The sequence below is a fragment of the Streptococcus sp. V728 genome (genome assembly GCF_052077995.1).
GTDB classification, from domain to species: Bacteria; Bacillota; Bacilli; order Lactobacillales; family Streptococcaceae; genus Streptococcus; species Streptococcus infantis_B.
Window position 1 is genome coordinate 237,464 of sequence record NZ_JBQJJH010000004.1, and the last position, 24,033, is coordinate 261,496.

17 protein-coding genes are annotated in these 24,033 nt (G+C 36.8%); 14 read left to right on the plus strand and 3 right to left on the minus strand.

The window, feature by feature from the left end; translation table 11 throughout:
• Positions 1 to 196 precede the first annotated feature (196 nt).
• Positions 197 to 1,558: a hypothetical protein gene (locus ACTO1Y_RS07855; RefSeq protein ID WP_441348853.1), complete on the plus strand. Its 1,362-nt coding sequence runs from the start codon at positions 197 to 199 to the stop codon at positions 1,556 to 1,558.
• 693 nt (positions 1,559 to 2,251) lie between these two features.
• Here the strand turns inward: ACTO1Y_RS07855 and ACTO1Y_RS07860 are convergent.
• Positions 2,252 to 3,799, minus strand: coding sequence for a DNA cytosine methyltransferase (locus tag ACTO1Y_RS07860; RefSeq protein ID WP_441348854.1), 1,548 nt, complete (start codon positions 3,797 to 3,799; stop codon positions 2,252 to 2,254).
• Between the two features lie 301 nt (positions 3,800 to 4,100).
• Here ACTO1Y_RS07860 and ACTO1Y_RS07865 point away from each other — a divergent pair, with 301 nt between their 5' ends.
• The 11 genes from ACTO1Y_RS07865 to glmS all read left to right on the plus strand — a co-directional run bounded on the left by ACTO1Y_RS07865 (position 4,101) and on the right by glmS (position 16,892).
• The gene (locus ACTO1Y_RS07865) at positions 4,101 to 4,565 is read left to right on the plus strand and encodes a helix-turn-helix domain-containing protein (protein ID WP_441348855.1); all 465 of its coding nucleotides are present in this window, start codon (positions 4,101 to 4,103) and stop codon (positions 4,563 to 4,565) included.
• 8 nt (positions 4,566 to 4,573) lie between these two features.
• The gene (locus ACTO1Y_RS07870; protein WP_441348856.1) at positions 4,574 to 5,791 is read left to right on the plus strand and encodes an MvaI/BcnI family restriction endonuclease; all 1,218 of its coding nucleotides are present in this window, start codon (positions 4,574 to 4,576) and stop codon (positions 5,789 to 5,791) included.
• Between the two features lie 1,114 nt (positions 5,792 to 6,905).
• Positions 6,906 to 7,223 (plus strand): hypothetical protein, encoded by a 318-nt coding sequence (locus ACTO1Y_RS07875; protein ID WP_441348857.1) that lies wholly within the window; start codon positions 6,906 to 6,908, stop codon positions 7,221 to 7,223.
• The gene (locus ACTO1Y_RS07880; protein ID WP_062004529.1) at positions 7,223 to 9,499 is read left to right on the plus strand and encodes an ATP-binding cassette domain-containing protein; all 2,277 of its coding nucleotides are present in this window, start codon (positions 7,223 to 7,225) and stop codon (positions 9,497 to 9,499) included. Before ACTO1Y_RS07875 ends, ACTO1Y_RS07880 begins: the two co-directional genes overlap by 1 nt.
• Positions 9,500 to 10,093: 594 nt before the next feature.
• Entirely contained in the window at positions 10,094 to 10,888 is a 795-nt protein-coding gene (locus ACTO1Y_RS07885) for an FxLYD domain-containing protein (protein ID WP_441348858.1), read from the plus strand.
• A gap of 408 nt (positions 10,889 to 11,296) precedes the next feature.
• Complete coding sequence (locus ACTO1Y_RS07890) at positions 11,297 to 11,878, plus strand: DUF6287 domain-containing protein (RefSeq protein WP_441348859.1); 582 nt, start codon at positions 11,297 to 11,299, stop codon at positions 11,876 to 11,878.
• Positions 11,879 to 12,086: 208 nt separating this feature from the next.
• A complete protein-coding gene (locus ACTO1Y_RS07895; RefSeq protein WP_441348860.1) occupies positions 12,087 to 12,773 on the plus strand; it encodes a helix-turn-helix domain-containing protein in 687 nt (228 codons plus the stop codon).
• 3 nt (positions 12,774 to 12,776) lie between these two features.
• Positions 12,777 to 14,192: a Y-family DNA polymerase gene (locus tag ACTO1Y_RS07900; RefSeq protein WP_006149971.1), complete on the plus strand. Its 1,416-nt coding sequence runs from the start codon at positions 12,777 to 12,779 to the stop codon at positions 14,190 to 14,192.
• Positions 14,189 to 14,551: a hypothetical protein gene (locus ACTO1Y_RS07905; protein ID WP_006149969.1), complete on the plus strand. Its 363-nt coding sequence runs from the start codon at positions 14,189 to 14,191 to the stop codon at positions 14,549 to 14,551. The genes ACTO1Y_RS07900 and ACTO1Y_RS07905 overlap by 4 nt, the downstream gene beginning before the upstream one ends.
• Positions 14,544 to 14,837: a DUF5960 family protein gene (locus ACTO1Y_RS07910; protein WP_006149965.1), complete on the plus strand. Its 294-nt coding sequence runs from the start codon at positions 14,544 to 14,546 to the stop codon at positions 14,835 to 14,837. Before ACTO1Y_RS07905 ends, ACTO1Y_RS07910 begins: the two co-directional genes overlap by 8 nt.
• A gap of 246 nt (positions 14,838 to 15,083) precedes the next feature.
• The gene (gene glmS / locus ACTO1Y_RS07915) at positions 15,084 to 16,892 is read left to right on the plus strand and encodes a glutamine--fructose-6-phosphate transaminase (isomerizing) (protein ID WP_006149968.1); all 1,809 of its coding nucleotides are present in this window, start codon (positions 15,084 to 15,086) and stop codon (positions 16,890 to 16,892) included.
• A 33-nt stretch (positions 16,893 to 16,925) separates the two neighbouring features.
• Here the strand turns inward: glmS and ACTO1Y_RS07920 are convergent, their stop codons facing one another.
• Together ACTO1Y_RS07920 and ACTO1Y_RS07925 are read right to left on the minus strand one after the other, a co-directional pair.
• The gene (locus ACTO1Y_RS07920) at positions 16,926 to 18,401 is read right to left on the minus strand and encodes a M protein trans-acting positive regulator PRD domain-containing protein (protein WP_006150026.1); all 1,476 of its coding nucleotides are present in this window, start codon (positions 18,399 to 18,401) and stop codon (positions 16,926 to 16,928) included.
• A gap of 157 nt (positions 18,402 to 18,558) precedes the next feature.
• Complete coding sequence (locus tag ACTO1Y_RS07925; RefSeq protein WP_006150024.1) at positions 18,559 to 20,043, minus strand: DUF1846 domain-containing protein; 1,485 nt, start codon at positions 20,041 to 20,043, stop codon at positions 18,559 to 18,561.
• Positions 20,044 to 20,194: 151 nt separating this feature from the next.
• Between ACTO1Y_RS07925 and ACTO1Y_RS07930 the strand changes: the two genes are divergently transcribed.
• Entirely contained in the window at positions 20,195 to 21,805 is a 1,611-nt protein-coding gene (locus ACTO1Y_RS07930) for a glycoside hydrolase family 13 protein (RefSeq protein ID WP_006150027.1), read from the plus strand.
• Between the two features lie 167 nt (positions 21,806 to 21,972).
• Positions 21,973 to 23,940 carry a peptide ABC transporter substrate-binding protein gene (locus ACTO1Y_RS07935; protein ID WP_441348861.1) on the plus strand — a complete coding sequence of 656 codons (1,968 nt, stop codon included), beginning with the start codon at positions 21,973 to 21,975 and terminating at the stop codon, positions 23,938 to 23,940.
• Positions 23,941 to 24,033: the final 93 nt, after the last annotated feature.

Consider the following 24,033-nt stretch of genomic DNA (forward strand, 5'->3'; position numbering starts at 1 on the left):
TGATACTTAAGAGATAGCAACGAGAAGCTATATGTTTACAATGATAGTTTACAGCAAAAAGAAGTTATATGAAATAGACTATTTTTTGATTATCTTAGAATAAAAGTATATAATATTATTAAAACAAATCGATCTTTTCTGTTTTTCATTACATTAATTTTGTTTTTTTAAAAATAAAAATATATAAGGAGAAATTATGGACCGTCATTTCTTTTCAACTTCGTCAGAATTTTTGAATGAACAACTGCGGAATGATATATTTTCTTATATCAAAGAAAATGAACTTTATAGCTACGAATTGTTATATAATGCAGAATTAGATAGAGCGGAAGATAAGATGGGGTTCTGGGAACCCTACTATGGTAATTCTAAAAATAGTTCGTCACAGGTTTTTAGCAGATATAAAAACGATTCTAAAATATTAACAGATACGCAATTAAAGCTTATTAGTGAGAATATGTCGAAGGATTCAATTGAATTATTTTTTGGATTTAAAAAAGTCAGAGGAATAAATAAAGAAGAATTTTTGTATATCGCTGATAATAAATTTTTATTCTTTTTTAATAAAATGCTGGAAGATGCCTTTATAATGGATTCACATTATGAAAAAATTATTGATACATTTGTAGATTATATTCCATTTTCAAAATATATCTCTAAAAAAGAGAGCTACCAATTTATAGAAACAAGCCATGAACCTAGCGAATCCTCTTGGTTGGATTATTTAAATTGTGAATCCCCTACTAAGTCCTATAAAATCTATCAAGAGATAGCTATTAGTAAGCAATCTAATAGGAAAAAATTACTAATGGACTCTGCCTTTGCAGAAATTTTCTGGAATTCAACTATCAGATTATTGGATAAAATAAATTTACAACTCTACAATCAATTTGGAGTTATAAATAATTTTGAAAATATAACGGCAAAATTCTTTAAGGATAAAAAGCTATTACTTAATACCGATACACTGATAAGTCAGTATTTTGAATTCATTTATGAACGAGGTTATCTTAACTGTAAATATAGTACTATCTCAGATGTATCCTATGGGCAAATAGTACGAAGCTTGTTAAAAGATTTGTATAATATTGAATTCGATAAAAGTAAATCTAATTATATAGAAAATCCAAACCAAAAATTATTTGATTTGAGGTATAGATTTGGAAATGAAGTGTTGATATTTTCTGATGCATTAGAAAATATTCAAATGGAGATTGACAAAGAGGATAAGAAGGTATTAGAAAGACTTAAAGAAAATAATATTGAGCTATTTACTAAGGGAGAAGATGAGAGTGATGAGTATGAACCTAGATTCACTTCACCTTTTCTTATCCAGTGTTCTAACTGTCGATTTTCCAATTTAATTGATGAAGAATTGTTAAATAAAAATGTTTCAGATTATTATGCCTTTGCAGTTTTATTTTGTAGACATTGTGATGACAAGCTAGAAGCTACAATTGAAATTCATGAAGAATTAAAATTGCAATACAATCTATGTAAGTGCAAAATTTTAAAAGAGCCAGGTATTTGTTACATTGAGAGACCACAACTTTATTAATTTATCTTTAGTAAAAATATTTACTTTAATGATATATATACCTTCCTAATTTAATTAAATATAGTAGCATATATTTTCACTAAAATAGTAGTTCGTAATATAATAGCAGTATTAATTATTTTATGTGTATATAATTGGTCTTAGATATAAGATTATTTAAAACCAGTATTTGACCCAATTTTACAACACAAAAACGCTCTAGAAAACATGACTAGAGCTTTTTCTATATATCCGAACATCTAATTCATTTCACAAAAAATGTAGTCATTCGGCTGATTTTTATTGAAATACATTGAAATTTTAAAATTTAAAAATCATCTTAAATCAAGTTTTTTCGTTTCTATGGAAACGTAATGAACCACTATCCCGCTTCTGTAAAAATTAACTTACACACTTACAAAGATTATTCTGACAAACTTTATAACTGTTTATGAAAAAAAAGGTAGAGAAAAAGGTAGAGATTAAAAATTTAGACATAAACATAATTATCTTCTTAATCAAGTGTATTTTATTACTTGAAAATAGTTGATCTAAATTATAACATTTTGTTGTAGGCTGGTCAGACGAGTATGCAAGATTATCAGAACATACAATGAGTTCATTTTCACATTTTATAAATCCGAAATTTTCCCTCATAATAAAAAGACTAGTTCAAATTCTAAATTTGCTAGTCTTTTTATATTTCAAAGTGAATTAATTAGCCTCGATTGCTTCTCTAACTTTTAGTGCAACTGCTCTAGCTAGTAAAGGAGGAACAGCATTCCCTACTTGGGTGAATTGAGGTGTTTCTTGAGATCGTTTATCCCCACCTGTTGTCCTCTTGCCTAAGAACTCAAAACTATCATCAAACGATTGTAGTCTAGCCATTTCTCGTACAGTTAGCACTCTATCAAAATAGGGATGAATAAAGTCATCGGGTAAAGTGACTATAGTTGGAGATACAGAATTGGGATTAAGTCTGGTACGAATTGATTTTCTTGTTAGAATCGCCTCTCCAATCTTGTCAGTAATTTCTCCACTCATAAGTAAGCGATGGAAAGTATCTGCATCGTATTCTCTATTTAGCAATGGCTGTACGGTTTCCCAGAAAGTGCTAGCCTGATTTAGAGTAGTATTTAGCCTACTAGCAAGTGATTTAAGAACAATGGTAAATTCTTGTTCATTATTTTTTAGACTAGATAATGTAGCCAATTGACGATTGGTGAAATGCAACCAACGGCTGGTCAGGAACTTATTATCGAATAGGTTAAGTTCTATGAGTGTTTCGTGTATAACTTTAGAATTAATAGATAAGTTTACTTGAAATAGACTTTCATTAAATAATTCTTGGCGAGTATCACGGAGATTTATACCTTCTGCTTTAAGTCGGTTAATTACAGCACGGGTGTTTTCTCCAGGTTGATACAAAGAAAATCTTTGAGAAACAAGTATATCATGTCTGGATTCTTCCATGTTTGTAATTTGTTCTCGTGGTATATTTTCTCCTGCTACTGTAGGTGTCTCCCCTTGTATCCTATTTTGGGCATATTCAGATAAATCATTCTGGTTTATATTATATAAACCAGTTAAAGCTTCTCTTACTGTTACTTCGGATAATACATCTGGCTCAGGATATTCAAGAGGATTAACATCATTTCTGTATGCTAAAAAGACTACACGATTTCTTTGTTGAGGAACTCCAAAATTAGCAGAATTTAGTACCTGAACATCAAGTAAAACATAACCCAGTTCTTGTAATTCTTCTCTAAGAATTTCCTTTACTAGTCTTTGTCCCAAATATGATTCATCTCTAACCACGCTTGGAAAATCAAGCATAAGCATGTCTAGAATACCGGTCACATTCTCCATGACGACATATCTAGGGCGCACATCCCGAATAATTCGTAAGTATTCATGGAAAAGCATATTTCTGGGATCGCTAGCATCTCGTTTTCCAAGACGACTAAATCCTTGACATGGTGGTCCTCCGAAAATGACATCTATATCGCCAGGTTCAAAAATATTTCCGTACTTTAAGTTATTTATCACTTCAAAAATACGTTCAGAAGTTAATTCTTTGATATCTGCTAGTTCAAAGTGGGTATCAACTCCTTCTTTGAGACCAAGTTGTTGGTGTCTATTAACGTAAGTTTCTTGCACCATTGGGCTTCTATCGCTAGAAAAAAGTATATCGAATCCAGCCTGTAAGATTCCTTCACTAAAACCTCCAGCACCACAGAATAAATCAATTGCATATGGCATTTTTAAATTTCTCGCTTTCTTTCTAATATTATATCAGAAATAATTATTCAAGTCCAGGATGAACTATTGAGTAATTTCTATACTTATTTATTCGCAAAAAATATGATTATTTAGAGAATTAATTGCAGATATTTATTAACTTGTTTAATAAAACCAGTTAACAAAGTGAACATATCCGAATTTTAAACCCTTAAAAAAGACAAGTTATCCGAATTTTAAACCCTTAAAAAAGACAACTTATCCGAATTCATAAATCCGTTTTAGAGGTAAAATAGTTATATAAATCACCTGAGGTTTAAAAATGGAAATAGCTATCGGAAATCTTAATCGCGTTAAAACGATTAAGCAGTTTACTCATAAAAAATTGGCTGAAGAAACAGGTTATTCAAGGAACTCAATTCAGAAGTTGTTCTCCTATCATAATAATAGTAAAACGCGATTGGATCTTGTTGTGTCTGTTTGCAAAGCATTAGACATTGATTTTCCATCAATATTTGATAGGAAAACAGAAAATCATTATGGACATTTTATGTTTGGTGATGACTCAGTTAATGCTCGGGGAACAGAGTATTATTTAAGAAATTTTGTGAATAGAGTCCAACTTGAAATTAAAAATAGTCCACGTTATTACTTAAAAATAATAACTGGATTAAGTGAATCAACAATAAGTGACTTGTTAAATTTTAAAACAAGAAATCCTCGGGTAGAAACATTATTAAAAATTGCGGAAGGACTAAATATTTCTATATCTGAAATGTTTAAATAGGTATTAATATGCTTTTTGAACCTTATCAAGATGAACTACAATTTATTGAACAAATCCATAAATATAATGAAAGAGAATACACAGTTATTCGGCTAACAGATACAATGCTATCTAAAAGCATAATAGATGCCAACGTATTCGTTCAGGATGTTCTTAAAAAGTATGGATTAATGGACTATCAATCTCTCAAAAAGGGTGAGAAGAAAAAGTTGGATGCAATGCTGTATATTGGTGAAGAAAAATTTGAAACAAAGATGTCATGCTATCGTGCTAATGCTCGAGGGGATGAGAGATTTTGGATTTATGGGCGCCAATTTAAAGAAAATTTCCATTCTGGCGACTTGATGTACATATCTGTAGATCCAAGTGGCAGACGGGTTATTAATATTAATGTCTCTAGGGGGATCTTGTCAGATGAAGATTTAGCCAAAATTTTCGGACAGGATAAAATTAAAGAAGCACTTTCTAGATTAATTCCTAAGGTAAAAGAGATTGCTTCTAAAGGTTATCATCCTAATTCTAAAGGTACAGGGGAAATTGCTCCTAAAGATGCTGGTGACACACTTGAGAATTTACTAGGAATTGAGACTAATAATAGTCAAAAAGCTGATTTTGAAGATTTGATTGAACTGAAATCTAAAACTTCAAAAACACTTGATACTTTATTTACATTACGGCCGAAGTTTGATGGAACCCCTGTCGCCGATTTTGAGCCTAATGATCGTAATCGGGTTTCAGCGTTTGCGAGGTTGTATGGATATGAATCTGACAAGCATCCCGGCATGAATAGTTTATATATCACCATCGGGTCTGAGATGTCACCTCAAAATAATCAAAATTTTTATTTGGATGTAAATGAAAGCGATAGAACTGTAGAAATTCGTAGACATGAAAATGATACCTCTCAAAGGGTGGCTTATTGGTATTTTGAAGATTTAGAAAAAGAGCTACACTTAAAACATCCTGCCACGCTTTGGGTAAAAGCGGAAAGTAGGATGAATGGTGACATTGCTGAGTTTAAATACACAGAAGCAGAGTTGACTCGTTCCCCTCAATTTATGACATTTATATCCTTAATTAAATTGGGAGTTGTAACTTATGATTGGCGCGGCTATACTTCTAAAGAAGGGAAGTATGAAGGGAAAAATCATGGAAATGCATGGCGAGTAAAAAATAAACACCGTAATCAACTTTTCGGTAGCTCAGAAGTCATTGAATTGATATAAAACAATAGACACCTTTTCATTGAGAGGTGTCTATTTGTTAATAAAACTCATCTTTAGTTGATTCAATAATATCTGTGTGGAAATTTTCCAGTTTTAATTCCACTTATCTGATTATGTCTGACGAAAAAAGGTAGAGAAAAAGGTAGAGATTGAACTGAAATATAGTGAAATGTATTGAAATTGGAAAAAAGAAAAAACGCTTAAAATAAGCGCTTTTCTTATGTATTGATTCGTATTGAATGCTTACTTCACTTCTGTAAAAATCAACTCCTACACCTACAAAGCTTATTATGTCAGACTTTATAACCGTCTGCGGAAAAAAAGTAGAGAAAAAGGTAGAGATTCATACAGTATCTAGATTTTCCAAAAATTCTTCATAAACTTAAAACCTGGTTTGGAAAGTATGGGTTTCAGTTGGACTAAAAATAGCGTAATATCAAGGCTTTTCAGAACGATATCTACTTATTCATTTCATAAAATTTGAATCAATATTTTTTAAATAGGGGAATAGTTTAGTTCTGTAAGCGTAATGTGTGATTTGGCAATATTTGTGATGAGCAAAAACGTTGATTTTATGGATTTTTCATTCTTTCAATTGTTGATGAAATAGGGTGATTTTTACCTTGCTTTAGTTTTAATCAGATAAAAATCAGACAAAATCTATTCGTTATAGCTCTTAGCATAGTATGGAATGTACTGCATGAATTTGTTTCCTGCATTTTCATCATATGGTTTAACTTTTCCGCTTTTTAATCACATGGAGATTGAGCGTTTCTATCTCCATGTGATTAAAAAGCAAAAAGACACCATGAGAGGAGCTGTAGAAAGGCTGAAAAAATTGATTAATAATAAGAACTAAGTGTGGAAAGGAGGATACTGCCTCCTTTTCTATTTGACATAGATATTTTTTTAGGATATAATTTAGCCCGGAATCAGACCAAAAGAGAGGTAAGGAATTATTTTGAAAACAGATTTTATAAAGCAATTATAAGTACAAGAGAAAGAATTCTCATCTCTTTATCGTGTCATGGCTAAGAATTTTGGGCTATCTGAGAGTAGCGTGTGGGTCTGTTAATTTTTATTAGTAAATAGTGGTGATATCACTCAGCAGGACTTGGTTAAACAGATGATGTTCCCAAAACAAACCATTCACTCTTCGATAAAAAAGTTGAGTGCTGACAAATATGTATGGGTGACACCACTACCAAATTCTCGTAAGAGCAAGAATTTGTCCTTGACTGAAAAAGGCAAAACTTATATAGAGATGACCGTTGCTAAAATGGTGGAAGCAGAAAAAGAAGCAATAAGGGTCATGGGGCAAGAGGATATGCAAAAATATGTTGAACTTCAAGGAAAATATCTAACTCTTGTGAAGAATGAATTTACTAAAGCTGAGCTGTTAACTTTAACTGACGATATGGAGGATAATTGATGGAAACAGATAGTATTGAAATTTTTGGTGCTAAAGAGCACAATCTAAAAGACTTTGATGTGACGATTCCTAAGAATAAGCTAGTGGTTTTTGCAGGTGTTTCAGGTTCGGGGAAGTCTTCCCTTGTCTTTGATACGCTAGCAAGAGAAAGTAGTAGACAGTGGCAGGATAGTTATCCTCTCTTTTTACGGAACAAGCTACCTCACTATGAGCGTCCTCACGTAGACGAAATTAAAAATTTACCCCCATCTATCGTTGTCGATCAGAAAGCTTTAAGGACTAATACTCGTTCAACAGTCGGGACGGCTATGGACATTGCTCCGCTTATTCGTCTGCTGTTTTCACGGGTTGGTCAACCGAGTGCGGGTGGTTCAATGGCTTATTCTTTCAATCATCCTGCAGGGATGTGTCCTATTTGTACTGGGATTGGGAAGGTTTATCAGTTAATTGAGGATAAGATTTTTGATACCACAAAATCATTGAATGAAGGTGCTATTAATTTTAGCCAATTTTCGAGTGGCTGGCAGGCTTATCTTTACAAAAATAATCCTTTACTTGATGCAGATAAAAAGTTAGCTGATTTTTCTGAGGAAGAATGGCAGATTTTGCGAGAAGGAAGCGATGAAATAGTCAAGGTTGAATTTCGTTCTAATAATACGGGGAGTGTGGACCGTGTTGACTATGAAGGTGTCATTCCGCGTTTCTACCGCCTCTATCTGAAAAGGGATATTTCTAAGCTGAAAAAATCATTGCAAGAAGAAGTGCTATCTCTTGTCATTCAGGTACCTTGTGCCAGTTGTGAAGGCTCAGGACTAAACCCCAAGGCCTTAGCTTCTAAGATAAACGGGCATAATATTGTTGACTATATGAACTTATCAGTCAGTGAACTCTTGCCTTTACTTGAAGAAGTTGATAGTCCTTTAGGTCAATCATTAGTTGCACAAATCAAGTCAGCTATTAAGCGGATGGAGACGGTTGGGATTGGTTATTTATCTTTGTCTCGGAAGACAGAAACCTTATCAGGTGGTGAGATGCAACGGGTCAAGTTGGTGCGACACATCGGTTCCAGCCTAAGTAATGTCAACTACGTTTTTGATGAACCGACTGCAGGTCTGCACCCTCATGATGCCGAGAAAATCGGTCAGCTCTTGTTGGATTTAAGAGATAAGCACAACAATATTTTGGTTGTGGAACATAGCCGACAAATGTTAGCTTTAGCGGATGAAGTCATTGAATTGGGACCATTGGCTGGTCGGGAAGGCGGTAGGCTAATTTTTCAAGGAAGTCTTGTAGAGTTGCAAAAAGCTGACACCTACACAACCCGTGCCCTAAATCAACCACTTAGACTGAATCAAGACCCACTAGCTTGGACAGAATATTTTGCCATCAAAGATGCTACTGCAAATAATCTTAAACAGGTTAATACAAAAATCCCTAAGGGAATCTTGACCGCAGTAACGGGTGTCGCGGGTTCAGGGAAGAGCTCTCTGATTGGTGTCGAATTTATCGAAAATTACCCAGATGCTATTATCATCAATCAAAAACCTATTGGTACCTCCATTCGTTCCACACCAGCAACTTACTTAGGAATAATGGATGAAATTCGAAAATTATTTGCCAAAGCCAACAATGTAACCCCTAGTTGGTTTAGCTATAATTCAAAAGGTGCTTGTCCAATTTGCAAGGGAACTGGAAAAATCGTTTATGACATGGCTTTTGCGGATTCAGTTGAGGTCGTTTGTGAGGAGTGCGGGGGTCACCGTTATAATCCTAAAGCGCTCAGCTATCGTTATCAGAATTTCACAATTGAAGAGATTTTGAATCTAACTGTCGAAGAAGCATTAACAGTTTTTTCTTCGAACGATAAGATTTGTCAATCTCTGTCAGTCATGAAGGAAGTTGGCTTAGATTATCTGACTTTAGGTCAGCCTACAAGTACCTTGTCAGGTGGAGAAGTGCAACGGGTTAAGTTAGCTAGTAAGTTACAAGAGTCAGGACAAATCTTTGTTCTCGACGAACCAAGCACAGGTCTGCATAGTAAGGATGTTGAACAACTGCTTAGTTTACTAAGACGCCTCGTCAATCAAGGGAATACGGTTGTGATGATTGAACATCGCTTAGAACTTATTGCTCAAGCTGATTGGATAATTGATTTAGGACCCGAGGGCGGAAAGAATGGGGGGTATATTTTATTCGAAGGCAAACCAAGAGATATTATCAGTTGTGAAGAGTCTCAAACGGGGAAATATTTGAAAGAAATTTTAAATTTCAGTTAAAATACGTCAATTGCTTCTAATCAGACAAAAATCAGACAAAACCACATTATAAAAACAAAAAAAGCCTAGAAACGTTGATTTCATAGGCTTTTGGTATATTGTCTTACTTAACTTCTGTAAAAACTAAATAAGGTAAACTTTTGATATTCTGGTTCGATTTTTCTTTATTTTTAATAAAAGTTTACCTTATTTTGATGAAATTGATTGAAATTAGTTCAAATTTTAGTTTTTAAAAAATTCAGGAAAACATTGATTTTAAGCGGATATTGAAACTTATTCAAATAAAAATGTTTCCAACCAGGTCTTAAGAAAGCTCGTAAAGCATCACAATTCTCAAAACGTTAATCAATACGATTATATCAACGTTTACAGACATTCAAGAATTTTTTCTTGGATGTCTTTTTTGTTGAAAAGTAAGACTTATCACAAAATTTTTCTTGAGTTATTTTTTATCGACAACTTTTCTCAAATATATGAAATTCATTTGATATAAAAAAGGGACCGTATTACAATATCTAGTAAAAACTTCTATTAGTTTGACAGTAATCAAAGGAGTGTTATAATAGAAAAAAAGATAGAAATGAGAGATTGATTGTGGGGAAAAAACTAATAGGTGTAGTTTCAATACTTCTACTAATGCTTTTGCTTATATTTAATGCAAGTAAAAACAACAATAATACCTATGATAATGAATTTCTAACTTCGTTAGCAAAAGGGTTAGATAAACGTTGGGAGGTTGTTGCCAAAAGGGAGTATGATAAAGAATCACTAAAAAACTATAGAATCTATGTGGATTATGAACTAAATGAACTTAAGAAATATAAAAATCGAGAGTTTGAGAATCCCGAGTTAAAGAAACTAGCTGACGCCTATATTGATGTCCTTAAGAATGAAAAGGAAACGGCAATAAATCGAAAATACTTGGATAGAATCTTTAGACGCGAGTGGAACAAACTCCAATATAAACGTTATGAATTACTTTTAGATATTAATTCAATAAGTGAAATCCCTGTTCAAGATAAAAATAGTTTAAATAATATATTGAGGTCCGGTGAAGCTGTGAAAGAATTTAATAGAGTTTACGGAATATTAGTAGATACGTTTGATGCAAAAAACTTTGTAGTTGAAGAGGTTGAAGATGGATCAGAAAAAGAGAAACGCTACGTGGGGAATTTTGAAAATACTACAGGTCATCGCATCAATTACATAGATATAAATATTTCTTTTTATGATGAAAATGATAAAATTTATTCTGGTTTTAAGTTTGAAACAAGATATTTATGGGAAAATGGAACTAAACAAAGCTTTGAATTCTCGATTCCAGATTCAGACAAGAGGTTCAAATATTTTAAGGTTAATTTGGGTGAAAACAGTTTTAGGTATGAGTAGGCTTCTTGTTTTATTAGCATAAAAATAATATATTTTCAATAGGCCTTAAGAAAGCTCGTAAAGCATCACAATTTAGTAAACGTTAATTCGAGAGAATTACTATACTTACAAAGAGCACCTTTCGGGGTGTTCTTTTTATGTTTTCATACTAAATTGTGGCAGTTGACGTAGTTGTTGTGGCTTTAGCCACTTACAAATACGGCTGCAATTCGACGAAGTCAATTGCCTCTAAACGTTAATCAATACGATACTATCAACATTTACAGACGTTCAAGAATTTTCTTTTGGATGTCTTTTTGTTTCAAAAATACAAAATTCACCCAAATAATATATTTAAGTCCAATATTTTGTTACTTGTATGAGTGTAGTATGATATAATTAAATGAGAATAGTATAAAGGAGTTATAAATGAAAATAGGAAAAGGCATAAATTGGCTTTTGATTCTGTTAAGTTGCTTAATTGCTATAGTGCTGATTAGTTCTCTCTTCTTCTTTTTTAATCATAAGAAGCAAGATGCAGAAGTAGTGACTACTCCTACAACGGAACAGCGTTCTACTACTAGTATGACAACAACAAGTACAACAACCACTAGTTCAACGACTTCTCAAGAGAGTATTACTACTACGGAGGAGGAAAGACCTTCGACACAAGAAGAGCAAACGAATGCTAGATCACAAAAAATAGATGAGCAAGCCATTCTAAATGGAGATTTCTCTACTCTAGTTGGGACATGGAGAAATGGGCTTGGACAAGAGTTTACATTCGATAAAAATGGACTAGTAAACAGTGGGAACATTGAGAAAGTGAGCATGGGTAACGATGGGAGTATTAACTTTAGCGTTAGATCTGGAGCTACAGGATTTGGCATGAGTATTTATCCTGCGGGGACTACTATGAAATGGGTTGATTCTGATTTAAGTAAAAATAGACTTATTGCAGGTCAAGCTGCTCCAACTAGCTCAGAACAAGTTTTTTATAAAGTAGACTAAATGATTAACCATCTCCGATTTGATGAGATGGTTTTCTTCTTTATTTGTGAGTCATTATCACTTTATGAAGATGAAGTAAGTAGGTTTAAAATTTGATTTTCCCAGTAGACATTTGTCTACTTTTTTTATATAATAAAACTAAACCGAAATGGTTGAATTTTGAAATAGAGTCAACCTACGATGAAAACATCACACTAGGAGGTAAATCATGTACCAACCAGAAAAACTCAAAGCTCGTAGAAAAGAGTTAAAGCTAACACAGAAAGAGATTGCAGAGCAGCTTGGGATTAGTTTTCAGGCTTATTCGGCTTGGGAGCGTGGTGTCAAAGAGCCTTCTGAAGGAAAGGTTACGCAGCTAGAGAAAATCTTAAAAGTACCAAAAGGCTATTTCACCCAAATCGAAATTGTTCGTCTCTATAATAGCCTCTCGAACCAAGGGAAAGAAAAGGTGGTAGTCTATGCTCGCAACCTGGCTCAAGAAGAACAAGCCAAGAAGGTGACGGCTATTTCAGAAAAACTCTACGAGTATCATGTCTATGAACGCATGTCAGCTGGGATTGGTGCTTCGGTTTATGATGATCGAAACTTTGATACGGTTTACTTTAATGAAGAACTAACCCACGATTTTGCTTCATGGGTGTCTGGGGATTCTATGGAACCTAAATATCAAAATGGTTCCGTGGCTCTGATTCGAGAGACAGGATTTGATTATGACGGAGCTGTCTATGCAGTGGTTTGCAATAACCAGACCTATATCAAACGGGTCTACCGTGAAGAAGATGGTCTGCGTCTGGTCTCTATCAATCCTAAATACAAGGATATTTTCATCTCTTATGAGGAAGATCCGCGGATTGTAGGCATTATCGTGGGTAATTTTGTACCGATGGAGGGATAGCCGATGGGCTATTTTGATTATTCCAGAGAGCCCAAAAGTGATATTGCCTTTGTTGATATGAAGTCCTTTTATGCCAGTGTTGAGTGCGTAGAAAGAGGACTCCATCCCCTCAAAACCTCCCTTTGTGTCATGAGTCGAGCGGATAATTCTGTTGGGCTGATTCTTGCCTCCTCGCCTATGTTTAAAAAGGTTTTTGGAAAGGCGAATGTCGGTCGTGCCTATGATCTGCCCTTTGATATCCAGACGCGTAAATTTTCCTACTACAATGCCAAAAAACAAGGCTTGCGGACAGATCCAGCCTATGTGAAATTTATCGAGGATTGGGCTCGAGTGACCGTCATTGTCCCTCCTCGGATGGATAAGTATATCGCGGTCAATATGGCAATTCAGCGCATTTTCCAGAATTATGCCAGTCCATATGATATCTATCCCTACTCTATTGATGAAGGTTTTATTGACCTGACCAGTTCGCTTAATTATTTTGTCCCAGACCAGCAGATTTCTCGCAAAGATAAGCTGGATATGATTTCGGCTCGTATCCAGAGGGATATTTGGCGGCAGACAGGGATTTACTCAACGGTCGGCATGTCGAATGCCAATCCTCTGCTTGCTAAGCTAGCCTTGGATAATGAAGCAAAGCGAACACCAACCATGCGAGCTAACTGGTCTTACCAGGATGTGGAAGAAAAGGTCTGGGGTATTTCCGAGATGACTGACTTCTGGGGGATTGGGCGTCGGATGGAGAAGCGCTTGAATGGTTTGGGGATTCATTCGATTAAGGAATTAGCCAATAGCAATCCTGATATCCTGAAGAAAGAACTTGGTCAAGCTGGACTGCGCCTGTGGTTTCATGCCAATGGGATAGATGAGAGTAATGTTCATAAACCCTATGAAGCTAAATCTCACGGTTTGGGCAATTCGCAAATTTTACCGAGAGACTACGTCAAGCGACGAGATATCGAAATTATCCTCCGAGAAATGGCTGAACAAGTAGCTATCAGACTTCGAAGGGCCAGAAAGAAGACGACGGTAGTGTCTATCCATCTTGGTTTTTCTAAGCAGGAACAGAAACGCTCCATCCATACCCAGATGAAGGTTGAGCCAACCAATAACACCAGTATTTTGGTCGGGCATGTCCTGCAATTGTTCCATAGCAAATACACTTCTGGGGCCGTCAGGAGTGTTGCTGTCAGTTATTCAGGATTTGTGGACGAATCCTTTGGTTTGATTTCCCTTTTTGATGATGTTGATAAAGTAGAAAAAGAAGAAAGGCTCCAGACTGCTATTGATTCCATTCGAGAGCAATTCGGATTTACTTCTCTCTTAAAGGCGACTGCCTTAGAGGATGCATCGAGAAGTATTGCCAGAAGTAAGCTAATCGGAGGGCATTCTGCTGGAGGGTTAGATGGCTTGAAATGATTGATCGTTCTTATTTGCCCTTCCAATCCGCAAGGGACTATCAGGATCCAGGGATGCAGAAGTGGATGGGCTTCTTTTTATCAGAGCATACGAGCTCGCTCAGTGAAGAAAAAAATCGTGTCGATTTATCAACAGATTTGAATCCTGTTGAGAAGTTGCTCTTGCTCTCTCAACTCTATATAAATCGACTAAAAGGTTCTTTCATATTTAGAGAGAAAGAAGGCAAAAGCAGGATAATCGGTGAAGTAAGAGAATTATCTCCTCAGGAAGTCTCTGTTAAAACGGATGATGGTTATAGACTGCTAAGGGTCCAAGATATTCTCTCAATCCAACTGTGTCAGGAGGAAGTTTATGACTAGAAAAGAGCTTTATGAAAATAAATTGCAGATGGACTATTTCTCAGATGACTACATTCGTTTTGAGGAAGATTTTCAAAAATACTCTATCATGAATGTACCCCTGACTTTTCTGATTGACGACATTCTACGAACCATGGCCATTAACCAAAAGGACTACTTTGTCTTGAACAAGGAAAATGCCAAGGACAGTAGGGAGCATCGGTTTTATTTTAGGGTGAAGATGGAAAAGGATTGCCCACGAACTCGGACTTATGCCTATCTTGGACTTGTGCGAAATCATCAGTAAAGATTTTTGTCTTAGATATATGTTGTTGCAACAATAACAATGCAAATAACTATCATTCCTAGCCATTCAAGAGCTATTTCTTGAATGGTTTTTTGTATACTGTTTAAAAGCAATTGAACTATACCAATTTTTATTCTTGACAAGTAAAAGAAACAAGTATATACTGTTTTTGCTGATTCTGCAAAGCAAGAATTAGACTATACCAATTTTAAGGAGAAAGCACAGCTAGCCTGTGTCGTATATACTATGTGTGGAATTGTTGGTGTTGTTGGAAACACAAATGCAACTGATATTTTGATTCAAGGGCTTGAAAAGCTCGAATACCGTGGTTATGATTCGGCGGGGATTTTTGTCCTAGGTGATGCTGAAAACCATTTGGTGAAGGCTGTTGGTCGTATTGCAGAATTGTCTGCTAAAACGGCTGGTGTTGAGGGGACAACTGGTATCGGACATACTCGTTGGGCGACTCACGGGAAACCAACGGAGGACAATGCTCACCCGCACCGCTCTGAGACAGGACGTTTTGTCTTGGTGCACAACGGGGTGATTGAAAACTACCTTGAAATCAAGGAAGAATACCTTGCGGGTCACCACTTCAAGGGACAAACAGATACAGAAATCGCCGTTCACTTGATTGGAAAATTTGCGGAAGAAGACGGCTTGTCAGTACTTGAGGCTTTCAAAAAAGCCCTTCACATCATCCGTGGTTCTTATGCCTTTGCCTTGATCGACTCTGAAAATCCAGATGTCATCTATGTGGCCAAGAACAAATCACCTCTCTTGATTGGTCTTGGAGATGGCTATAACATGGTCTGTTCAGATGCCATGGCTATGATTCGTGAAACCAACCAATACATGGAAATCCATGACCAAGAGTTGGTAATTGTCAAGGCTGATAGCGTCGAAGTGCAAGACTATGATGGCAATAGTTGTGAGCGTGCTAGCTACACTGCTGAACTTGACTTGTCTGATATCGGTAAGGGAACTTATCCTTATTACATGCTCAAAGAAATTGATGAGCAACCAACGGTGATGCGTAAGTTGATCCAAGCCTACACAGATGAGACTGGTCAAGTAGTGGTAGATCCAGCCATCATCAAGGCTGTTCAAGACGCAGACCGTATCTACATCCTTGCTGCTGGAACTTCTTACCATGCAGGATTTGCTTCTAAAAAGATGCTAGAAGAATTGACGGATACGCCAGTTGAACTTGGTATTTCATCTGAGTGGGGCTACGATATGCCACTTCTCAGCAAGAAACCACTTTTCATCTTTATCAGCCAATCTGGTGAAACAGCTGATAGCCGTCAAGTTTTGGTTAAGGCTAATGAAATGGGAATTCCAAGCTTGACAGTGACAAACGTGCCAGGGTCAACTCTTTCTCGTGAAGCCAACCATACTATGTTGCTTCACGCAGGTCCTGAAATTGCTGTAGCATCAACTAAGGCTTATACAGCCCAAATCGCAGCCCTTGCCTTCCTCGCAAAAGCGGTTGGTGAAGCAAATGGCAATGAAAAAGCCAAAGCCTTTGACTTGGTTCATGAGTTATCTATCGTGGCTCAGTCTATCGAATCAACTCTTTCAGAAAAAGAATTGATTGATGCTAAAGTTCGTGACCTCCTTGAAACAACACGCAACGCCTTTTACATCGGACGTGGTCAAGACTACTATGTGGCTATGGAAGCTAGTCTCAAACTCAAAGAGATTTCTTACATCCAATGTGAAGGTTTTGCGGCTGGAGAACTCAAGCATGGAACCATTGCCTTGATTGAAGAAGGAACACCTGTTTTGGCCCTCTTGTCAGATCCAGTTCTTGCCAACCACACTCGCGGAAATATCCAAGAAGTGGCAGCGCGTGGTGCTAAGGTCCTTACTATCGCTGAGGAAAATGTTGCAAAAGATACAGACGATATCGTTCTTACGACCGTACACCCTTACCTCTCACCAATCTCAATGGTCGTACCAACACAATTAGTCGCTTACTTTGCAACCCTACACCGTGGACTCGATGTGGACAAACCACGTAACCTTGCTAAATCAGTAACAGTAGAATAATAAAAAAAGTCTAGTTAAACTAGACTTTTTTTATTATAAATCTTGCATAGAAATCTTATTGAGTTCATTTACTACTTGCAGGATAGATAGTCGACTGATATTGATGACGAGCATTTCTTCGAGACCTTTGATATCAAAATTAGTGATGATAGCATCATACTCACAATCTAAAATTTCTTCAATATTTAGAGTTTCCTTATCCCAAGTTTCATACTGGATGTTGTTAGAAGTATGGAATTCGTAGAGGGATATCAAGAACTGTGGATGGGCAAAATCATACTCGCTGAGGACTAAGACTCTGACTTTCTTTTTATGTTCAAATAATTGATCTGTAAGTCCCTCAGCGTGAGTGAATAGGGTGTAGATTAGGTGAGAAAGGGCCGGAGTTTTCTCCTTTTGTCCCATAATACTCTTGTATCGCATCATTTCAAAGACGGTTGCTTCATAAAATTTAGGGAAGAATTTTTTAATCTTTCCAAGCGTGTAATCTTTATTTTGTGAAATGATTGATTCGGAGTTGATTTCTCTTCGCTCAAGCAAGGCAGTATTGTGTAAGTTCCAAATCAAGGTATCAGTATTTGAAAATTGAACACCAAATCTTCGAGTCAAGTTGTCTAGAATGTCTCGTGCAGCATGGTAGGAACGATCCACTTGTTCGTAAGACTGACGGGCAGCTAGGAAATCTTCAACTGTAAAGAAGAGAGCAGGTTCTGCAAAAGGGCTAAAAATCTGATTGAGGTTCTCTGGTGTAATTTCAACATTGAGGCCTTGGGCCAATTCTTGCAGTTGCTGTTGGAAATCATCAAGCTGGTCGTAGATTGGGCTCAACCAAGAAGTACTTTGTTTTGGCAAACGAACAAAATAGCCTCTCTTCATTCGGTGCAAATCGACTGTAGCCTGCGTTCGGATTTGGTAGAGATTTTGATATTTTGCAGGGAATTTTGCTAAATTGATAAAGAAAGAAACAAAGTTATCAATATCTACTTCTTTGATTTCTGTGAAAGGCCACTCTAAAAAGCTATAGGCTTCATGGAAATATTGGGAGAAGAAAAAACGAATATCTTTTTCGTCTCCAATGATAGAAATAGGAGTTACCTTCAGCTTAAAGCGATAGGTCCCGTCAAGTATCTTGTTAATATCTGCAACCTTCTTTCGTAAGGACGGAAGTGAGATATCTAGAGTTTCAGAAAGATGTTCATAGGTAAAGGGACTGTCTAGGAGGAAAAAGGCCTTTAAAATTTGAAAATAATCAGATGTTTGTAAAAAATATTGGTAGATTCGCTCGATGCCATTATTCTGGACATTGACCATCATAATCCCTGCAGTTGAGTGTCTGATATCAAAGTCAGGAAAGATTTCACGTAATTCCTTGATATCACTCTTAATAATCCGAGCATTGTAGCCAATGATTTTAGATAAATCATCAAGATAAATCCAGTCGGGATTTTCAAACAAATATTCTAAAATCTTTAATTGTCTTTGCTCTTTTTGACTGAGTAATTCTCTCATTATAAATAAACTCCCTAAGTAATGTTAGAATAATTAGAAAAAAAGATAATCGTAGATTGCCAGAGTTCTTATATAAAATAAAGTCACCCCTTAAGAGAGATTTGAAATCTATCGAAGAGGGGTGATACTTGGTAAGAAGTTTCTACTAGTCTTCAATCTACTTACGATATAAACGATCGTATTGGTAGTAAGGATCAAATGTTACGTTGATTCCAAGTTTACGAAGGACGTTCTTGTCTTCATCCGTTAAGATAATTGTAGAATGAGCTTCGCTTCCTTTGAGATTTCCGAGTTCTTTCATGGCACGATCTGCATCAGGATTTTGCATAGCTGTGATGGCGAGTGCAATGAGAATTTCGTTAGAATGAAGACGTGGATTGCGACTACCCAAGTGATTGATTTTCAATCCTTGGATTGGTTTCACCACTTCTGGTTCAATTAATTTTGTTTCTGCATCGATATTTGCTGACTTCTTGATAGCATTGATCAAGGCAGCAGCTGTTGGGCCGAAGAGTTCGGAGTTCTTACCTGTAACGATTTCACCAGATGGTAATTCAAGAGCCAGAGCTGGTCCGTCTGTTTCTTCAGCTCTTTGACGAGCGGCTACAGCTACCTTACGGTCAGCTGGTGTGATACCGAGATCGTTCATAAGAAGTTCGATTTTCTTGACAGCAGACTCAGCAACTTTTTCAGCCTTAAAGTCGAGAACTGTTTGATAGTAGCGACGGATAATTTCTTGTTTAGATGCTTCAATTGCAGCGTCATTATCAGTAATTGCAAAACCAACCATATTTACACCCATGTCAGTTGGAGATGCATAAGGAGACTCACCCAAGATACGTTCTAGCATACGCTTAAGGACAGGGAAAATCTCGATATCGCGGTTGTAGTTGACTGTTGTTTCTCCGTAAGTTTGGAGATGGAATGGGTCAATCATATTAACGTCATCTAGGTCTGCTGTTGCCGCTTCATAAGCTAAGTTGACTGGATGATGGAGAGGAAGGTTCCAAACTGGGAAGGTTTCAAATTTAGCATAACCAGACTTAATGCCATTTAGTTGGTCGTGGTACATGTTAGACATACAAGTGGCCAATTTTCCAGAACCAGGTCCAGGAGCAGTTACGACAATCAAGTTGCGACTAGTTTTGATGTAGTCGTTTTTCCCCATACCTTCTGGAGAGATGATGTGATCCATATCTGTCGGATACCCTTTGATTGGGTAGTGAAGATAAGAGTCGATACCGTTTTTAGCTAATTGATTACGGAAAGCATCTGCGGCAGGTTGGCCAGCATATTGAGTGATAACAACTGAACCTACAAAGATACCGAGCTCGTTGAATTTATCAATCAAACGAAGCACTTCTTGGTCATAAGAAATGCCCAAGTCTCCACGAGCTTTTGAGTGTTCGATATTGCTAGCGTTAATAGCGATAACAACTTCAACCTGCTCTTTCAATTCTTGCAAGAGTTTAATTTTGTTGTCTGGTTCATAACCAGGAAGTACACGGGCAGCATGGAAGTCTTCCAACATCTTGCCTCCAAACTCCAAGTAGAGCTTGCCATCAAATTGATTGATACGCTCCAAAATATGGTCGCGTTGTAAATTTAGATATTTTTCAGAACTGAAAGCTTGTTTTTTCATTTTTTTACCTCTGACCTCTATTATATAAAAAAAATAGAAGATAAGAAACTAGAGAGTCACAAAAGTAAGAAAAAAAGACAAAGCAAACGCTTGCATAAAAATGATAAAAAGTCTATGATGGAATAAAGTGAATATTAAAAGAGGAAAAAAGATGCAAGAAAAATGGTGGCATAACGCAGTCGTCTATCAAGTTTATCCAAAAAGTTTTAAGGATAGCAATGGAGATGGGATTGGTGATTTGCCTGGGATTACTAGTAAGCTTGACTATCTAGCTAAACTAGGGATTACAGCAATCTGGCTTTCTCCTGTTTATGACAGTCCTATGGACGATAATGGTTATGATATTGCCAATTATCAAGATATTGCGGCTATCTTTGGAACCATGGAAGATATGGATGAGCTGATTGCTGAGGCTAAAAAACGAGATATCCGAATCATTATGGATTTGGTGGTCAATCATACATCAGATGAGCACGCTTGGTTTATCGAAGCTTGTGAAAATCCTGATAGTCCTGAGCGAGACTACTATATCTGGCGGGATGAACCTAACGAACTTGAGTCTATTTTTAGTGGTTCTGCCTGGCAATATGACGAAAAGTCTGGTCAATACTATCTCCACTTTTTCAGTAAGAAGCAGCCAGACCTCAACTGGGAAAATGAAGAACTCCGACAAAAAATCTATGAGATGATGAACTTCTGGATTGATAGGGGAATCGGTGGTTTCCGTATGGACGTAATCGATATGATCGGAAAGATTCCGGATGAGAAAGTTGTAAATAATGGTCCCATGTTGCACCCTTATCTCAAGGAAATGAATCAAGCTACTTTCGGCGATAAAGATCTCTTGACAGTAGGGGAAACTTGGGGAGCAACACCAGAGATCGCTAAACTCTATTCAGATCCTAAAGGACAAGAACTGTCTATGGTCTTCCAGTTTGAACATATCTGTCTTCAGTATCAGGAAGGGCAACCTAAGTGGCAGTACCAAAAAGAGCTAAATGTTGGGAAATTAAAAGAGATTTTCAACAAATGGCAGACAGAGTTGGGAGTTGAAGATGGCTGGAATTCACTTTTCTGGAACAATCATGACCTCCCTCGTATTGTCTCTATCTGGGGAAATGACCAAGACTACCGTGAAAAATCTGCCAAAGCGTATGCCATCTTGCTTCATCTCATGAGAGGGACGCCTTATATCTACCAAGGGGAAGAAATCGGGATGACCAATTTCCCGTTTGAAAGCTTGGATCAAGTAGAGGATATTGAATCCCTCAACTATGCGCGTGAAGCTCTTGAAAAAGGTGTTCCAATGGAAGCAATCATGGATAGCATTCGCGTGATTGGGCGTGACAACGCCCGTACCCCCATGCAGTGGGATGAGACAAAAAATGCTGGTTTCTCAGATGGTCAACCTTGGCTTGCTGTCAATCCAAACTATGCGAAGATAAATGTAGAAGAAGCTTTAGCAAATCCAGAATCAATCTTTTACACTTATCAAAAACTGGTAGAAATTCGTAAGGAAAATAGCTGGTTGATTCGTGCTGACTTTGAACTTCTTGATACGGCTGAAAAAGTCTTTGCTTATATCCGTAAGGATGGAGACCGTCGTTTCCTAGTTGTGGCCAATTTGTCCAACCAAAAGCAAGAGTTTGCAGTAGAAGAGTCAGTTAAGTCTAACTTGATTGAAAATACCTCAGTAGAAAAAGTTTTAGCTACACAGACCTTGGCTCCATGGGATGCCTTCTGTGTCGAACTAGCTGATTAAAACCAGAAACTCAAGTATCTAAGATGCTTGAGTTTTTTCTAAAATAAGTGTAGGAATTTCTTTAAAAAATATTATTTTGAATTTTCTAAAAAATTGCATGAAAACCCTTGCTTTTATAAAAAAATAGGGTATAATGGTGAAAAATAGTATTTTAAAGGAGAATACCGATGAAATCGAAAAAGTTGCTCGCAGTAGCAGGGATAACGATGAGTGCAGCTCTTCTTTTGGCAGCTTGTGGCAAGACTGAGAAAAAAGCAGACGCTCCAACAACATTTTCATACGTATATGCCATCGATCCATCAACATTGGATTATAGCGTTACAAGTAAAAGTTCAACATCAGACGTCATCGCTAACTTGGTCGACGGACTCTTGGAAAATGACAAATACGGAAACTTGATTCCATCTCTTGCTGAAGACTGGTCGGTTTCACAAGACGGTTTGACCTACACTTACAAGCTACGTAAAGGTGTCAAATGGTATACTTCTGAAGGGGAAGAGTACGCTGAGGTCAAGGCTCAAGACTTTGTGACTGGTTTGAAGCATGCTGCTGATGGTAAGTCAGATGGTCTAACTCTTATCCAAGATTCTATCAAAGGTTTGGCAGAATACGTCAGTGGTGAAAGCAATGACTTCTCAACAGTTGGAGTTAAAGCAATTGACGACTACACTGTTCAATACACCTTAAACCAGCCAGAAAGCTTCTGGAATTCTAAGGTAACAACAGCGACTATGCTCCCAGTTAATGAAGAATTCCTAAATTCTCAAGGGAAGGATTACGGAGCAGCAGCTCCTTCAGGTATTCTCTACAACGGTCCATATATTTTGAAGAACTTCACTTCAAAATCAGTGATTGAGTACGAAAAGAATCCAAACTACTGGGACAAGGACAATGTTAAGATTGACCACGTCAAATTGACTTTCTACGACGGTTCTGACCAAGAATCATTGATCCGTAGCTTTGCATCAGGTTCCTATACAACAGCTCGCCTCTTCCCAACTAGTTCAAGTTTTGACTCAACTAAGAAAGAATACGGCGATAAGATTGTTTATAGTCCTCAAGAAGCGACAAGCTATTACTTTACTTTCAACGTAAATCGTCAGTCTTATAATAAAACAGCCAAGACAGATGAAGCACAAAAAACTTCAACTAAAGAAGCCCTTCTCAATAAAAACTTCCGTCAAGCTATCAACTTTGCTCTAGACCGTCATGCCTACTCTGCACAGATGAATGGTGAAGAAGGTGCAGACAAGATTATCCGTACTAGCCTTGTGCCTTATGACTATGTACAGGTTGGTGAAAAGACCTTCGGTGAATTGGCGCAAGAACAATTGGTAACATACGGAGATCAATGGAAAGATGTTGCTTTGACAGATGGTAAGGATACTCTTTACAATCCAACAAAAGCAAAGGCTGCCTTTGAAAAAGCAAAAACAGAATTGCAAGCCAAAGGTGTAACCTTCCCAATTCATTTGGATATTCCAGTTGAACAGACAGATGTTATTGCTGTGCAACAAACCAACTCTCTCAAACAGTCTGTCGAAGCAGCGCTTGGAAGTGAAAATGTTGTTATCGATGTACTTCAAATGACTGACAATGAGAAAATTAGTATCACATCTCAAGCCAAAGTGCCTTCTCAAAAAGACTATGACTTGAATGGAACTGGATGGGGGCCGGACTATCAAGACCCAGCAACCTACCTCAATATCTTAGATGCTAAGAAGGGTTCTGCTCTTAAACACTTGGGTATTACAAAAGGTAAAGATCCAGAAGTCATGGCTCAAGTTGGACTTGATGAGTATAAGAAACTTTTGGATGATGCAGCATCAGAAACAAGTGATCTTAACAAACGCTATGAAAAATATGCCAAAGCACAAGCTTGGGTATCAGATAGCTCACTTCTTATCCCTGTAGCTTCTTCAGGTGGTTCTCCGACAGTTAGCCGTACAGTGCCATTCACAAAAGCATACTCTCAAGTTGGTATCAAGGGAGATCCATTTGTATTCAAAGGCTTAGAATTGCAAAATGATATTGTAACTGCTAAAGAATACGAAGAAGCTCTCAAGAAATGGCAAAAAGAAAAAATCGAAACAAATGCCAAATACCAAAAAGAGCTAGCCAATCACGTTAAATAATTTTTGACTATCCATAAAGAAATCTTGTTTTTAGCAGGATTTCTTTCTTTTTTTCGATTGCAAATAAGAGGTCGAATAGTATATAACTTTACT

Coding starts and splice junctions, on each gene's coding strand:
- ACTO1Y_RS07855 (WP_441348853.1), top strand. CDS start 197: ATGGACCGTCATTTCTTTTCAACTTCGTCAGAATTTTTGAATGAACAA.
- ACTO1Y_RS07860 (WP_441348854.1), bottom strand. CDS start 3,799: ATGCCATATGCAATTGATTTATTCTGTGGTGCTGGAGGTTTTAGTGAA.
- ACTO1Y_RS07865 (WP_441348855.1), top strand. CDS start 4,101: ATGGAAATAGCTATCGGAAATCTTAATCGCGTTAAAACGATTAAGCAG.
- ACTO1Y_RS07870 (WP_441348856.1), top strand. CDS start 4,574: ATGCTTTTTGAACCTTATCAAGATGAACTACAATTTATTGAACAAATC.
- ACTO1Y_RS07880 (WP_062004529.1), top strand. CDS start 7,223: ATGGAAACAGATAGTATTGAAATTTTTGGTGCTAAAGAGCACAATCTA.
- ACTO1Y_RS07890 (WP_441348859.1), top strand. CDS start 11,297: ATGAAAATAGGAAAAGGCATAAATTGGCTTTTGATTCTGTTAAGTTGC.
- ACTO1Y_RS07895 (WP_441348860.1), top strand. CDS start 12,087: ATGTACCAACCAGAAAAACTCAAAGCTCGTAGAAAAGAGTTAAAGCTA.
- ACTO1Y_RS07900 (WP_006149971.1), top strand. CDS start 12,777: ATGGGCTATTTTGATTATTCCAGAGAGCCCAAAAGTGATATTGCCTTT.
- ACTO1Y_RS07905 (WP_006149969.1), top strand. CDS start 14,189: ATGATTGATCGTTCTTATTTGCCCTTCCAATCCGCAAGGGACTATCAG.
- ACTO1Y_RS07910 (WP_006149965.1), top strand. CDS start 14,544: ATGACTAGAAAAGAGCTTTATGAAAATAAATTGCAGATGGACTATTTC.
- glmS (WP_006149968.1), top strand. CDS start 15,084: ATGTGTGGAATTGTTGGTGTTGTTGGAAACACAAATGCAACTGATATT.
- ACTO1Y_RS07920 (WP_006150026.1), bottom strand. CDS start 18,401: ATGAGAGAATTACTCAGTCAAAAAGAGCAAAGACAATTAAAGATTTTA.
- ACTO1Y_RS07925 (WP_006150024.1), bottom strand. CDS start 20,043: ATGAAAAAACAAGCTTTCAGTTCTGAAAAATATCTAAATTTACAACGC.
- ACTO1Y_RS07930 (WP_006150027.1), top strand. CDS start 20,195: ATGCAAGAAAAATGGTGGCATAACGCAGTCGTCTATCAAGTTTATCCA.
- ACTO1Y_RS07935 (WP_441348861.1), top strand. CDS start 21,973: ATGAAATCGAAAAAGTTGCTCGCAGTAGCAGGGATAACGATGAGTGCA.